General features: G+C 63.5%; 14 protein-coding genes. 8 read left to right on the top strand and 6 right to left on the bottom strand.

From position 1 onward, the window contains the following. Positions 1-111: 111 nt before the first annotated feature. Positions 112-492: a 4a-hydroxytetrahydrobiopterin dehydratase gene (locus AC0L16_RS04845; RefSeq protein WP_473547715.1), complete on the bottom strand. Its 381-nt coding sequence runs from the start codon at positions 490-492 to the stop codon at positions 112-114. 160 nt (positions 493-652) lie between these two features. Between AC0L16_RS04845 and AC0L16_RS04840 the strand changes: the two genes are divergently transcribed. The 7 genes from AC0L16_RS04840 (at position 653) to fae (ending at position 7,236) form a co-directional block, all read left to right on the top strand. After that, positions 653-1,621 (top strand): beta-ribofuranosylaminobenzene 5'-phosphate synthase family protein, encoded by a 969-nt coding sequence (locus tag AC0L16_RS04840; protein WP_473619319.1) that lies wholly within the window; start codon positions 653-655, stop codon positions 1,619-1,621. 40 nt (positions 1,622-1,661) lie between these two features. Next, on the top strand, positions 1,662-2,555 hold the full coding sequence (locus tag AC0L16_RS04835; protein WP_473619317.1) for an NAD(P)-dependent methylenetetrahydromethanopterin dehydrogenase: 894 nt from the start codon (positions 1,662-1,664) through the stop codon (positions 2,553-2,555). After that, a complete protein-coding gene (locus tag AC0L16_RS04830) occupies positions 2,533-3,681 on the top strand; it encodes an ATP-grasp domain-containing protein (RefSeq protein ID WP_473619316.1) in 1,149 nt (382 codons plus the stop codon). Before AC0L16_RS04835 ends, AC0L16_RS04830 begins: the two co-directional genes overlap by 23 nt. After that, complete coding sequence (gene mch, locus AC0L16_RS04825; RefSeq protein WP_473619314.1) at positions 3,678-4,634, top strand: methenyltetrahydromethanopterin cyclohydrolase; 957 nt, start codon at positions 3,678-3,680, stop codon at positions 4,632-4,634. Before AC0L16_RS04830 ends, mch begins: the two co-directional genes overlap by 4 nt. A gap of 86 nt (positions 4,635-4,720) precedes the next feature. Further along, positions 4,721-5,680 carry an ATP-grasp domain-containing protein gene (locus AC0L16_RS04820; RefSeq protein WP_473619313.1) on the top strand — a complete coding sequence of 320 codons (960 nt, stop codon included), beginning with the start codon at positions 4,721-4,723 and terminating at the stop codon, positions 5,678-5,680. Beyond that, positions 5,677-6,561: a triphosphoribosyl-dephospho-CoA synthase gene (locus AC0L16_RS04815; RefSeq protein ID WP_473619312.1), complete on the top strand. Its 885-nt coding sequence runs from the start codon at positions 5,677-5,679 to the stop codon at positions 6,559-6,561. Before AC0L16_RS04820 ends, AC0L16_RS04815 begins: the two co-directional genes overlap by 4 nt. A gap of 168 nt (positions 6,562-6,729) precedes the next feature. Beyond that, a complete protein-coding gene (fae, locus tag AC0L16_RS04810) occupies positions 6,730-7,236 on the top strand; it encodes a formaldehyde-activating enzyme (protein WP_077373969.1) in 507 nt (168 codons plus the stop codon). A 264-nt stretch (positions 7,237-7,500) separates the two neighbouring features. Here the strand turns inward: fae and AC0L16_RS04805 are convergent, their stop codons facing one another. Then, positions 7,501-8,199, bottom strand: a complete 699-nt coding sequence (locus AC0L16_RS04805; protein ID WP_473619310.1) for a HisA/HisF-related TIM barrel protein — start codon at positions 8,197-8,199, stop codon at positions 7,501-7,503. Positions 8,200-8,255: 56 nt separating this feature from the next. On the opposite strand from AC0L16_RS04805, the gene AC0L16_RS04800 reads away from it, so the two are divergent. Next, the gene (locus AC0L16_RS04800; RefSeq protein WP_473619308.1) at positions 8,256-9,290 is read left to right on the top strand and encodes a hydantoinase/oxoprolinase family protein; all 1,035 of its coding nucleotides are present in this window, start codon (positions 8,256-8,258) and stop codon (positions 9,288-9,290) included. Positions 9,291-9,665: 375 nt separating this feature from the next. Here the strand turns inward: AC0L16_RS04800 and AC0L16_RS04795 are convergent, their stop codons facing one another. From AC0L16_RS04795 to AC0L16_RS04780, 4 genes are all read right to left on the bottom strand, one after another. After that, positions 9,666-10,307 (bottom strand): peroxiredoxin-like family protein, encoded by a 642-nt coding sequence (locus AC0L16_RS04795; RefSeq protein WP_473619307.1) that lies wholly within the window; start codon positions 10,305-10,307, stop codon positions 9,666-9,668. A gap of 300 nt (positions 10,308-10,607) precedes the next feature. Further along, positions 10,608-11,198, bottom strand: a complete 591-nt coding sequence (locus AC0L16_RS04790) for a DUF447 domain-containing protein (protein WP_473619305.1) — start codon at positions 11,196-11,198, stop codon at positions 10,608-10,610. Positions 11,199-11,201: 3 nt separating this feature from the next. After that, positions 11,202-12,596, bottom strand: coding sequence for a DUF6513 domain-containing protein (locus tag AC0L16_RS04785; protein WP_473619304.1), 1,395 nt, complete (start codon positions 12,594-12,596; stop codon positions 11,202-11,204). Next, a complete protein-coding gene (locus tag AC0L16_RS04780; protein ID WP_473619302.1) occupies positions 12,589-13,140 on the bottom strand; it encodes a flavoprotein in 552 nt (183 codons plus the stop codon). The genes AC0L16_RS04785 and AC0L16_RS04780 overlap by 8 nt, the downstream gene beginning before the upstream one ends. Between the last annotated feature and the right edge of the window lie 2 nt (positions 13,141-13,142).

The following is a 13,142-nucleotide window of genomic DNA, read 5'->3' as shown; positions in this document are numbered from 1 at the left end:
CTACTTTCTGGTGCCGGCCCGATCCTAGACGAAACTGGATTGGCCGTGAACCCCGCCTGTCAGCAGATTAGCGAATGTTTTTCTTACGCCATCAACAAATTCCGACCGCGCTTAATCATATTTGATGTAAGCGAAGCGCTGATCGGTCGGCGGAGTGCCTTCCAGCGCGCCACCTTCCTTGGCCGGCTGCCACTGGACGACATCCTCGATCTTTTTGGCCAGTTCGAAGTCTTTGTCGGTGATGCCTTTGGCTGCATGGTTCATCAGGCGCACCTCGACCCAGGCATAGGAAGCCGTGATGTCGGGGTGGTGCCATGCCGCCTCGGCGAGATGGCCGACGGTGTTGATGACCATCAGTGTCGATTTCCAGCTGTGGGTCTTGTATTTGCGCCGGATCCAGCCGTTCTCGTAATACCATTTCGGCAGTTCCTTCTCGAGCCGGTCGGCAATCTCGGCTTCCGAATAGACTTTTTCTTTAGGCGTCTCGTTCATCTCGACCTCCGCGAATTGCCCGGTCCGTTCTCGCGCCGGGGCCAAAAGAAGATAAAACGAATGCACTCTCTGCGGCTTGCCCCTTCGACGAAAACAGCTATCATGGCGACGGGCACCTAAACTTCCATGATGCGTCTATGATGCACCCATCGGGGGGTAGATGTCGAATTCTGTCACCATACAAGTGCCCGCCCGCCTGCATCTTGGCTTCCTCGATCTCAACGGCGATACCGGGCGTCGCTTTGGCAGCGTCGGGCTGCCGCTGAGCGAACCCGAAACAACAGTCACCCTGTCACGGTCCAGCGAGACCATCGTCGAAGGCGCCGAGAGCCGGCGCGCCGGCGAACATCTGTCGACGCTCTGCAGCCATCTCGGCATTCGCGGTCAGCACCGTCTGGTGGTCGAACAGTCGATCCCGAGCCATGCCGGCTTGGGCTCCGGCACGCAGATCGCCCTTGCGGTCGCTGCGGCGCTGCGCACGCTCCACAAACTGCCTCTCGATATCGGCAGCGATGCGACCCTGCTCGATCGCGGCGGACGATCCGGCATCGGCATCGCCAGCTTCGAAAGCGGTGGCGTCATTATCGACGCCGGCAAGGACGACAGCGGCAGGCCGCCGCCCGTCGTGGCGCGACTGCCGTTCCCGGAAGAGTGGCGCGTCATCCTGATCCTCGACCATGGCGGGCATGGACTGCATGGCGATGCCGAGATCGCCGCATTTCGTTCGCTGCCGCCGTTCCCGGCATCCGGCAGCGGCGAGATCTGCCGGCGGGTGCTGATGGGCATCATGCCGGCTCTTGTCGAGCACGACCTGCCAGCCTTCGGCGCCGCCGTCACCGCGATCCAGATGCTGATCGGCACCCATTTCGCCCCGGCGCAAGGCGGCGTGTTCACCTCCAGGCGGGTCGAGAGCGTGGCCCACGCTCTCAACCAAGCAGGCGCGGTCGGCATCGGCCAGAGCTCGTGGGGGCCGACAGGGTTTGCCTTCGCCCCATCGCAAGACGCCGCAGCCAGCTTCGTCAGCGCGGTTCAGCAGACAGTTGAAGACGGCATCGAGATCAGGATCGTCAAGGGCAGGAATTCCGGCGCGAAGATCAGTTCGACCAGACTTGATCTCGTCGGCAGCTGACGGCCGGCAACGCGATCAGGTCCAAGAAGGAAGGCGAGAAATGGCCCGCAAACATATCCTGCACATGCTGACGCCGTTGAAGCATATGAGCCCGTTCGACGTGAACATGGCGCTCGATGCAGGCTTCGACGCCGTCGTCCCCTATGTCGATGTAAGCCTCGGCGAGGTGACGGGCCTCGTGCAGGACGCGATCTTTTCGCGCCCGCCCGATGCGGGCGTCGATACCGGCATTTTTATCGCCGGCAAGGATGCCTCGCTGGCGCTCGACATGTTCGACGCAGCGCGAAAGGCGATGGTGCCGCCTTTCCAGGTTTCTGTATTCGCCGATCCGGCCGGCTCGTTCACCACGGCCGCGGCGATGGTGGCCAAGGTCGAAAAAGCGCTGGAGAAGAAATTCGAGCGCGGGCTGAAAGACACGAGGATCGCTGTCTTCGGCGCCACCGGCGTCGTCGGCTTCTGCACTGCCGTGATCGCCGCCAGGGAAGGCGCCCGGGTCACGCTGGTCGGTCATGACGGCATCGAAAGGGTCAAGCAGATCGCGGCCGAGATCAAAAGCCGGTTCAACACCGCCGTCGATGCGGCCGACGGATCGAGCGACGCCCGCAAGACGAAGCTGGTCGAGGCGAGCGAGGTGATCCTGGCGTGCGCCAAGGCCGGCGTCCAGGTGGTCTCGAAAGCCCAGCTGAAAGGCGACGGCCTGCTCATCGCCGCCGACGTCAATGCGGTTCCACCGGCCGGCATCGAAGGCGTGGCCGTCAATGCCAATGGCGATCCGCTCGAAGCGTCAAATGCTGTCGGCATTGGTCCGCTCGCCATCGGCAACGTGAAATACAAGGTCGAATTCGGCCTCTTCAAAAGAATGATCGAATCCGAAAAAACCATCACGCTCGATTTCCAGGAAGCATTTTCCCTTGCACGCGAGACTGCCAAATAACGCCGGAACTCTGCTGATCGCGGCGATTTCAGGCCGGGCGCTGGCTGCCGCTGCGCGCCGCGCCTTCTATCGTCCGCTGGTCGCCGATTTCTTTTCCGATACCGACACGGTCGCGCTTGCCGAACGCGCGACGATGCTGCCGGGCGACCTGCAAGGCGGCATCGACGGCCTGCGCATCATCGAGACGCTTCGGCAACTGGCCGGAGACGACCAGCCCGTCGCCATCATCCTGGGTTCGGGCTTCGAGCGGATGACGGAGACCGTCGACGAGATCGCGCGCCATTTTCCGCTCGCCGGCAACAGCGGCGCCGCGATCCGCAGGATCAAGGACCCGCAATTGCTGGCCGCCGATTGCGCCGAACTCGGCATCCCGCATCCGCAATTCCGATGGGACCCGCCGCCCGATCCGGAGAACTGGGTGGTCAAGACCGCAGGCGGCGCCGGCGGCGCGCATATCAGACGGGCCGCTGGAGAAACCCCGATATTACAGTGTCAGGCTCCTAGCGGCCGCTATTTCCAGCGTTTCGTTGCCGGCCGCAGCATCTCGGCCCTGTTCGTCGGCGACGGCCAAAGCGCTGATATCGTCGGCTTCAGCCAACAATGGGCGTCGCCTGCCCCGGCAGCGCCCTATCGCTATGGCGGCGCCGTGCGGTTGAGGCGCTTCGATCGCAGCCAGGCGGCGATGATCCGCGGCTGGCTTTCAGGTCTGGCGCGCCGCGCCGGCCTGGTTGGGTTGTGCAGCGCCGATCTCATTCGCGGACCGGATGGCTACAAGCTCATCGAGATCAATCCGAGGCCCGGCGCCACGCTCGACATTTTCGACGATGCCGGCGCGCCGCTGATCGAAGCGCATCTGCGCGCCGCGGCAGGCAAGGCCTGCCGTCTGCCGCGCTTCGTCGATTCCATGGCGTCGATGGTGACCTACGCGGCGGCGCCGATCGCCCGCTTTCCATCGATTGCCTGGCCTGAATGGACTGCCGATCATCAGTCGCCCGGCACCCGTCTGATTGCTGGCGATCCGGTCTGCACCATCTTCGCGCGCGGTCCGAGCGCCGATCTGACCAGGCGGCTGATCAAGGGACAAGCCAGCCGGTTGCAACACCAATGGCAAGGAGACCGGACATGAAAGACGGTTCGGCATTCCTCAACGACAATGCGCAGCGCATCATCGACGGCATGATGGGTGACGCCGAACGACTGCGTATCGGCGTTTCCAGGGGGCCATTGGGCGAGTGCCTGATCGATGCCGGCGCCAAGGCCGCCGGCGGCGTCGAGGCCGGGCTGCGTATGGCGGAAGCCGCGATGGGCGGCCTCGGCAGCATTTCGGTGTGCATGGACCGTGGCTCGCCAAAATGGCCGTTCACCATCGAAGTGCGGTCGTCGCAGCCGGTGCTTGCCTGCCTGGGCAGCCAGTATGCGGGCTGGAACCTGTCGAGCCAGGGCTATTTCGCCATGGGATCGGGACCTGCGCGGGCGCTCGCCCGCGTCGAACCGCTGTTCGAAACACTCTCCTATCGCGACACTGCATCATCCGCCGTGCTGATCCTGGAGACCGCCGAGCCACCGCCCCAGGCGATCGTCGAGAAGGTCGGCAGGGCCACCGGATTGCCAGCCGAAAAGCTCACCTTCCTCTATGCGCCGACACAAAGCCTTGCGGGCGGCGTGCAGATCGTCGCGCGCGCGCTCGAGGTCGCCCTGCACAAGACCAACGATCTCAAATTTCCGCTGGAGAACGTTGTCGACGGCATCGGCACGGCGCCCATCCCCGCTCCGCATCCGGATTTCCTGACCGCCATGGGCAGGACCAACGACGCCATCATCTATGGCGGCAGCGTCCAGCTCTTCGTAAAAGGCTCGGCGAAAGACGCCAGCGAACTCGCGGAGCGATTGCCGAGCCGCGCCTCCCGCGACCACGGCCACCCCTTCGCCGAAGTCTTCAAGCGGTTCAAGGGAGATTTCTATGCCATCGATCCGCTGCTGTTCAGCCCGGCTGAAGTGATCGTCACGGCGATCGAGACCGGCGATACGTTTCGCGCCGGCGAGCGTGATCTGCAGATGCTCGAACGGAGCCTCGGCTAGACCATGGCGCTGCAATGGATTGGTCTGTCATCCGCCTGCCGGGGCATTCGTTCCGGCTTTCGATATACCGGTATCCAAGGCGTGACATGATCCCCCGCATCCTGATCGTCAGCGACGTCTCGGACGCCCGCTCCAAGGGCCTGGCGGCAAGGCTGGACCGTCGCGGCGCCGCGGTCGCAACCGTGCCGCTGGCGGCGATCGCGTTCGACACCGGCAGCCCGAGCGGACTGTCGATCCCCGGCTTCGACGGTGCGCTGCCCGACGCCGTGCTTGTCCGTTCGATCGCCGCCGGATCGTTCGAAGCGGTCACCCGGCGCCTCGGCGTGCTGCACGCATTCGCCAAGCTTTCCATCCCGGTGTGGAACTCCGCGCAGGCGATCGAACGCTGCGTCGACAAGTCGATGACGACCTTCCTGCTGAAAAATGCCGGCCTGCCGACACCGCCGACATTTGCGGTCGAGGGCCTTGCCATGGCCGAAGCGGTCGCCAGACGCGAACTGCCGTTCACGCCACTGGTGCTAAAACCGCTTTTCGGCGCCCAGGGCCGCGGCATCCGGCTGATCGAAACACTGTCCGACCTCCCCGCCGAGGACGAGGTGGACGGCGTCTACTATCTCCAGCATTACGTGCCGCGCCCCGGCCCTCCTTACCGCGATTTTCGCGTTTTCGTCTGCGCAGGCGAGGTTTTGGCGATGATGAGCCGTCGTGGCGACGACTGGATCACCAACGTCAATCGCGGGGCGGTGCCAGAGCTGGTTTCAGGGCAGCTTTCCGGGCATGGCGAAACCGAACTGGCGGCGCTGGCACGGGCCGCCGCCGCCGCCATCGGCGCGGATTTCGCCGGCGTCGATATCGTGCCGTCGGCCGACGGCAAGCTGTTCGTGCTGGAGGTCAACAGCATGCCCGCCTGGTCCGGGCTGCAATCGGTCGTCGCAGTCAACATCGCCGATGCGATTGCCGACGCGCTGCTGAAATTCCTGGCTGATCGCCCAGAGGGGGCGGCGGCAGCGCGACCCTACCGCCTCACCGCGCCGGCGAATTCGTGACCGACGGCATGGCGCTTTCGCGAGAACGCCTCCGGGCTGCCTACAAGGACGCCTGCCGGATGGAGATCGAGGCGCTGAAACCGGGCAACGTCCATCTGTTCGCCGACGGGCACGGCATGTCCGCTGCCCAGTTCATGACGAGTGCGGAGGTCTCGTCCGGACCGCTGACCGACCCGCGCCTGTCGGTCGGACAGCGCATGCTGGAAGCGGTCCGCGCGACACGCCTGGCGGTCGCGACCAATACCAATCTCGGTATCATCCTTCTGGCAGGACCCCTGCTATGCGCCGCCGAAATGACGGGCGCCCAACTGCACGACAATCGACTGCCCGACAATCGACTGCCTGACAATCTCGACGCGGTGCTGCGCGCGATGAGCATGGACGATACTAGGGCGGTGTTCGAAGCGATCGTCGCCGCCGCGCCGGGCGGCCTCGGAGAGGCGGCGAACGATGTGCGGCAGGAGCCAAAAGTTCATCTGCTCGACGCCATGCGGGAGGCGGCCGACCGCGACATGATCGCCCGCCAGTATGTTACCGGTTTCGGCGACGTGTTCGGCGCCGGGCTTGCGGCTCTGCAGGCCGCGTTGGCACGCGGCGAAGGCGGCATGTGGCCGACGGTGTTCGCCTATATGGCGTTTCTCGCCGGCTTCCCCGACAGTCATGTGGTGCGCAACCATGGCGCTGAAGTCGCAAATCAGGCGCGGCAAGAAGCCCTTGCCGTTGAAGCGGCACTGCATGGCAATGACGACGAGACGTCGCGCATTCGTCTGCTCATGGAGCTCGACCGCCGGCTGAAAGCGAACAACGTCAACCCCGGCACCTCGGCCGACCTGACCGTGGCTACTCTTTTAGTCCACACCCTTGGCGTTCAGCTTGCATAATCGCAACGTTGGTGGTTGACTTTCAGGAGCGGAAGCTGGGCTTCCGCGGCTATCCAGCCAACCGGTCCGGATCTCCGGGCGCTGCCAACAAGGATAGCTGTCCATCGAGCGCTCGCTCGGTTTGCGGCGTCTTTGGACACCATAACTGTGTCTTGGAGGAGAATTGGCATGGCAAAGATCTCGAAAGTAATGGTCGGTGAATCGCTGGTAGGAGACGGCAACGAAGTGGCGCATGTCGACCTGCTCATCGGCCCACGGGGGAGCGCGGTCGAAACAGCATTTTGCAACGCGCTGACCAACAACAAGGACGGTTTTACCTCCCTTTTGGCGGTGATCGCGCCCAATCTTCAGTGCAAGCCCAACACCGTGATGTTCAACAAGGTCACGATCAAGGGCGCCAAGCAGGCGGTGCAGATGTTCGGCCCGGCCCAGCATGCGGTTGCAAAGGCCGTGCAGGACAGCGTCGCCGAGGGGATCATTCCTGCCAACGAGGCGGACGATCTGTTCATCTGCGTCGGCGTTTTCATCCATTGGGACGCGGCGGACGACGCCAAGATCCAGAAGTACAATTACGAGGCGACGAAGGAAGCCATCCAGCGCGCGGTCGCGGGAACGCCGACGGCCGCCGAAGCCACGGATAAGCGGGACCAAGTGAAACATCCGTTCGCGGCTTAGACAAGAGACAGCCCCGCACAGGCAAAACCCTCCGCGGAGCCGGATGGTCTGTTGCGCCGCCTGAAAAAGCTTCTGGGCCTTTAGAGCACCGGACAAAGAGCCTGCCCTCGGGCCTGACCGAGGGTGGGATTGGTTTTGGGAATCCGATGCTCCAGCAAAGAGATAGAGCGGCGAGACCATCGACTTGACGGCCCGCCGCTCTACTAGGCCCTGTTTCCGCGGCCGAAGTTCGAGGCCACACGACTATCAGGTGCCCAGCGTTTGTCAGGTGACAAGCGTTGCGAGGTGCCCCGGCGTGAGCGTGCCGTCATGCAGCGAGGTCGCAACCAGCGCCGCGGCGATACCGAGTGACGAAAGGGCGCGAATGTCAGCCGCGTTGCGCACCCCGCCGGCCGCGATGACGGAGCGGCTTCCAGCCTTCGCCTTGATCGCTTCGAGCCGCGTGAAATCGGGACCGGAGGCGGAGCCGACCTTGGCCAATGTCATGACGATCACCTTTTGCGGCCAAAGCTCCGGCTCGTCGAGAAATGATGCCGGACCGCGAAACCCATCGTCGAAGAAATCCAGCGACAGGATAAGCTCCGGATGATCGCAAAAACGCCGCAGCAGCGCGTCGTCCTGCTGCGATTCGGAACCCAGCACCGGGCAAAGCCAGGGTTCGGCAAGTGCTGCCGAAAGTGTTTTCTCGTCGGCGAAGCCGGCATCGACCCAAAGCTCCGGCGGCTCCACCATCGCCTTCAGCCGGGCAAGCGCGCCGCTGTTTGGCGTTCCGCCTTCGATGGCATCAAGATCGGCGATATAGAAGGCCGGAAAAGGATAAAGCCGGCGCAGCCCTCCGGCGACCGCGACGGCATCGGAACTTTGGCTGAGCGGCGTGACGATCGGCCTGTAGCGATCGCGTTTTCCTTGCTGGGCGCGCACCACCTCGCCGCCTTTCAGGTCGAGAACCGGAATGATACGCAACGCTCTTTTTCTCGCTGGCCAACTGCCCCTGACCAACTGTGATGAAAGCTTGAAGTGTGGAAAAAAGAAAGAGCATCGTTGCCGGCTTCGATATTGGCGGCGCCCATCTGAAGGTGACGCGTGCGCAAGACGGCCGCATCGTCGAGGCGGTAACGATCGCCACGCCGCTTTGGCTGGGGCTCCAAACCCTGACCTTGGCATTCGAGGAAACGGCCCCGATCTATGCCGGCGCCGACCTCAACGCATTCACCATGACCGGCGAACTGGCGGACGTTTTTCCGTCCGGCGACGCGGGCGCCGCGGCTCTGCTGGATGAGATTTCAGCGCGGGTCCCAGGCGAAAACTTGATCTATGCCGGACCGTCCGGCTTTGTCGGGGTCGAGCAGGCAGCGCGGCTGAGCAGCGATGTCGCCTCCGCCAACTGGCACGCGACAGCGTCGTTGGTGGCAAAGCTCGCCGGCGATGCCCTGTTCGTCGACATGGGCTCGACCACCACCGACATCATCGCCATCAAAAATGGCGCCGTCGCCAATGACGGCTACACCGATGCCGGACGGCTGCTGAGCGGCGAACTGGTCTATACCGGCTTCACCAGGACGTTCCTGTTCGGTGTCGCCTCGTCGGCCCCCGTCCGCGGCCGGCTGACACCGCTGATGAACGAGTATTTCGCCTCGATCGCCGATGCGCACCGGATCCTGGGTGTGCTCGACGAGAACGACGACAGGCACGCTTCCGCCGACGGCAAGGAAAAGACGATCGACGGCTCGATCGCGCGGCTGGCGCGCATGATCGGCCGCGACGCCACCGAGCTGCCCCTGCCGGAATGGCAGGAAATCGCACGCTGGTTCAGCGAGCAGCAATTGCGCAAGATCCACGACGCAGCGGCCCTGGTTGCCGGGTCCATGGAGCCGGATCGGCCGATCGTTGGCGCCGGGACCGGCCGCTGGCAGATCAGGCGGCTGGCCGAACGCATGCAACGCCGCTTCGTCGATTTCGCCGAGATCGCCCCCGCAGATGACGCCGTCCGCAGCGAAGCCAGCAGCGTCGCACCTGCATCAGCGGTGGCGCTGCTGGCGGGATCTCAAGTGTAGGTGCTATATCATGGCCATCCGATCAATCGGATCGATGAGGTACCGCCCTGGAATTGGCCCGGCTTGAAAGATCTCAACCCGTACCAGCGCGTCCAAAACCGGACCGCGCGCAAGGTCGCAACAGGGTGGAAACTTGCCGTATGCGCGCCTGTCGGAACGACGTGATTGCGGCAAGGAGCGGACGTTGCCCCGCCTATGCGGCTTGCTCACTCTAGCGTCGGGGCGGTCCGCAGACCGTTGAATCGAAATCGCTACGAAGCCCACGGGCAGACCTTAGCCTCCTGCGCTGAGCATTTCGATGATTGTTAAATCCAAAGAATCACCACAGGACGGTGGCCGTCGAGCGAGTTTTCAGCAGCCCATTTCCGCAGCCTATTAATGTGCAACTTGGGAAGCTGCCGACATCAATTCCTCGGGATTCAGCGCTCTGAAGGTGTTGAGGCCATCCTCCAGAACTTCAGTAAAGTTCCAGCGTACGATGCCCGCCCGGTCGATTAGGAACTGACCGACAAGCTGCGCCTGACTGGAAGCCATCGCCTGCCGATCGACTTCCGTAATCTCATATCCTTCCTTCTTGTTAAGAAATTCATTCATTGCCATGACGTCCATAGGCTCGGGCAACTCGCCCGGGAGATGGAACGGTATCGCCATGACCGTGTCCATCCCGACCTCGCGCAAGCCGAAAGCACGGTGCGAGGCTCGCTCCGGGTCGGATGCGGCGAGAAGATCGGGTGCCGGGTGGTAACGGAAATAGAGCCGCGCCCGCTCGACCGGCGTATTGACCACCGCCAGGCATTCGACTCCTTTATCACGCAGGGCCGGCTTGAGTTGCGCCATCGCCGCGACATGGCGCCGGCAGAACGGACAGTGCAGGCCTCGGAACAAACCGATCAACAACGGGCTACGGCCTCGAAAATCATCGAGCGCGATCTTGCCTTCGCGTGAGATCGCATCGAGCACAACATTCGGTGCCCGGTCGCCCGGCTGCAGCGGGCGGTCAACACTACTCGTGGACATGGACAACCTCCTCGCCCCGGGTCAGTCAGGGAAAGCAGCACACCCAGCGTTTCGGAGGCGATCAAGTGCTGGGGCGAAAGCTTCCTGTGCCAAGGCAATAGGTTTCGACCTCTGCCATATTGCTGAGGTCGAGATTACGCGCGTTGCAGGCCCATCATAACACGAAAAAGCATCTGCAGGTGCCGCCAAATGTGGTGAATTACCCTACGCGAGCGCACTCCGCCGTTTGAGATCACCGCCACCGTGTATCATGCTAAAACACGTCAGCCCGGACGCTTACCCAGGTTCAGCATATCCGGTTCAGCCACGCACCTCGTCGCCGTGGGACTCCTGGACCGACAGGTGATCGCCGACACGCTGCATCAGCCAGCCCCAGGCTTCTTTTTCGCCCTCGCCCGCGGTCTTTTCGATGGCAATCGAAAGGTAGGCGATTTCCGCCTCGATCTTGTCGCGCGGCAGCATGCCGAGCCGGCTGACCAGGATGGCCAGTTCCAGCACCGCGGCCTTGGCGCGATTGAAGCCGGTGAATGGCGCATGCGTTTCCTCCCGCACCACGCGGCAGAAATGGCGAGGCCGCATGGCATCGTCGTCGACACTTTCGACTTCGAGGACCGAATGCGCGAGCGCCGCTGCGAGCCGCGGCACCGGACACCCGTTTACCGCAACGGTCGGCCAATGCTTGCGGCCAGTCAGGCAGCCGGCAAAGATGCGCACGTCATCGGTGTAATTGGCAATGGCGAACGGCACTTCGGCGAGATTGTCGAGCGTGATCGACGGCCGGAACGGCGCGATGACCCAGCCGTCCTTCTCGGCGATGATGCCGATCGGTGCGATGTGGACGTCGCCGGCTTGGTTGACGGTGGTGATAATCGATTCGCGAATGTAGGGCATGGTTTAGCGCTCTTTCTTCGCGCGAAGCGTGTGGCCCGCTTCCGCAAGACGGCTGCGGTCGGTTTCGGGAGCCGGCGCGGCAACGCCCCATGCGAGCGGCTCGTCCTGCACATAGCGCTTGCCGAGGCGCCACGCGATCTCGGCCTTCATCAGTTCCGCGCCGAGATAGAACGCGTGCGCGCCATCCGCCTCAACGCCAAGCCCGGCAAAGAGTTCGAACGCATCCGTGGCAACCGCATGCCCCTTGCCGTTGAAAACATGAATGCCGTCCTCGGCGGTCATGATGCGGAAGTTGGTGTCGCGCACCTCGGCCGCCAGTGCTTCGATATCCCCGGTCGAGGCGGTGAACGGCTTGCGGTCGTGGACCTGCAGCAGCCCTGGATGGTAACTGCGCGGCAGCGCACCGTCGTTCTTCGCGGCAAACAGGATGCGGCGGGCAACGTCGTGCTCCTCTATCGTTCGCAGCGTATGCGGGCTGACATGCACGGCAAGCACGTTTCGGATCTGAAGTTCCGAGCAGAGCCCGGCCAGAACCGCGGTAACGCCGGAACTGTCGGCGTCGGTCAATTCGGTGAGATTGCCGGTGCCCATCAGCAGTTCGACCTCGGGCCAGCGCCGCCGCACCTCGATGAAGCGCGCAAGTGACGCCGCAAAGCCGAAATGGATCGGGTCGAGCACCGGATCGGCGAGGAAGGCGACGCCGGCCTTTTGCGCCGCTTCGATGGCTCGGCCGAGCGAATCCAGGTCGCCGGGGGTGGCCGGGATCAGCACTGGCACAGCCTTGCAATCGAAGGCCAAGGGCAGCGTGTTCTCATCGAGGCTGAGAAGATAGTCCGCACCGGCGCGCGCGCCGATCGACAGTTCATCGGTGCTGGCCGAATCGACGCTGACCAGAAATTCCTGTGCCTTCAGCTCGCGCACCGCCTCTTCCAGCAATGGGAACGGCGTTTCCGGCAGGCAGCCGAGATCGATGACGTCGGCGCCCGCCGCGGTCAGCGTCCGTGCCCTCGCCACCAGCGCCTCGACCGACAGCATCGGCGCATCGACGATTTCGGCGAAGATGCGCATGTCGTGACGCGAAAGGTCGGGTGGCTCGCCCGCCCGGCCGAGAAAGGCCGGCAGATCGGCGATCTCGTCGGGCCCGCGTATGAAGGGCACGCCGAAACGCTTCGACAGATGCTCGATGTCGCCGCGATAGCGGCCGGGCAGGATGACGCGGTCGGTGCCGTCGGCCAGGCTGAGCCGCCGCTTGATGATGTCTTCGCTCATCAGCGCCGCGACCTTGACGCCGATGTCGATGATCTCCCAGGCAAATTCGGTTTCGCCCAGTCCGGCAAGCAGCCTTTCCAGCCGGACTTTTGCCAGATGGCCGGTAAGAAAGACCAGCCGCTCAGCCATGGCGTGCGAGTTCGGCGTGGCGCCGCCTGACCGAGGCTTCGAGATCGGCAAGCGACTCGACCACCAGGGTTCGCTCAAAACTCTTCAGCTGGTTGGTATTCTCCAGGTCGATCCTGCGCGGATAGACCTTGACCAGCCCATGCGGCGCCATGGTTTCGAGTTCCGGCGCGGTGTCGCAGGCAAAGACGATGGCCGGCACCCGGCATTTTCCGGCCTGGGCAAAGACGTTGGTGGCGAGCGTGTCGGAGATGCCGTGCACGCATTTGGCGACGGTGTTGGAGCTGGCCGGCGCCACCACCACCGTATGATAGACACCGTGATAGAATTCGCCGACCGGGATCGCGCTCGCCGTCTTGTCGTGCAGCACGCGCGTCGTCTCCGGGAAATCGAGCTTGAGCTTGTACATGCGCAGCACCTCGTTGGCGGCTTTCGACACGAAGACATCGCAATGCTCGATCTGGTGGATGAGTGCAAAACTCTCCGTAAAAAAATGACCGGAACCGGTCAAAACCCATGCCCAGCGCGGCGTATGCAGCGTCGCCATCG

It is taken from the genome of Mesorhizobium sp. WSM4848 (genome assembly GCF_055811375.1).
Note: the sequence above shows the minus strand (reverse complement) of the source record. Positions and strands in the feature narration are given on the sequence as shown.

Excerpts from the sequence above, each read along its gene's own strand:
- AC0L16_RS04835 (WP_473619317.1), top strand. The coding sequence starts at position 1,662 with ATGGCCCGCAAACATATCCTGCACATGCTGACGCCGTTGAAGCATATG.
- AC0L16_RS04840 (WP_473619319.1), top strand. The coding sequence starts at position 653 with ATGTCGAATTCTGTCACCATACAAGTGCCCGCCCGCCTGCATCTTGGC.
- mch (WP_473619314.1), top strand. The coding sequence starts at position 3,678 with ATGAAAGACGGTTCGGCATTCCTCAACGACAATGCGCAGCGCATCATC.
- fae (WP_077373969.1), top strand. The coding sequence starts at position 6,730 with ATGGCAAAGATCTCGAAAGTAATGGTCGGTGAATCGCTGGTAGGAGAC.
- AC0L16_RS04795 (WP_473619307.1), bottom strand. The coding sequence starts at position 10,307 with ATGTCCACGAGTAGTGTTGACCGCCCGCTGCAGCCGGGCGACCGGGCA.
- AC0L16_RS04785 (WP_473619304.1), bottom strand. The coding sequence starts at position 12,596 with ATGGCTGAGCGGCTGGTCTTTCTTACCGGCCATCTGGCAAAAGTCCGG.
- AC0L16_RS04790 (WP_473619305.1), bottom strand. The coding sequence starts at position 11,198 with ATGCCCTACATTCGCGAATCGATTATCACCACCGTCAACCAAGCCGGC.
- AC0L16_RS04780 (WP_473619302.1), bottom strand. The coding sequence starts at position 13,140 with ATGGCGACGCTGCATACGCCGCGCTGGGCATGGGTTTTGACCGGTTCC.
- AC0L16_RS04820 (WP_473619313.1), top strand. The coding sequence starts at position 4,721 with ATGATCCCCCGCATCCTGATCGTCAGCGACGTCTCGGACGCCCGCTCC.
- AC0L16_RS04845 (WP_473547715.1), bottom strand. The coding sequence starts at position 492 with ATGAACGAGACGCCTAAAGAAAAAGTCTATTCGGAAGCCGAGATTGCC.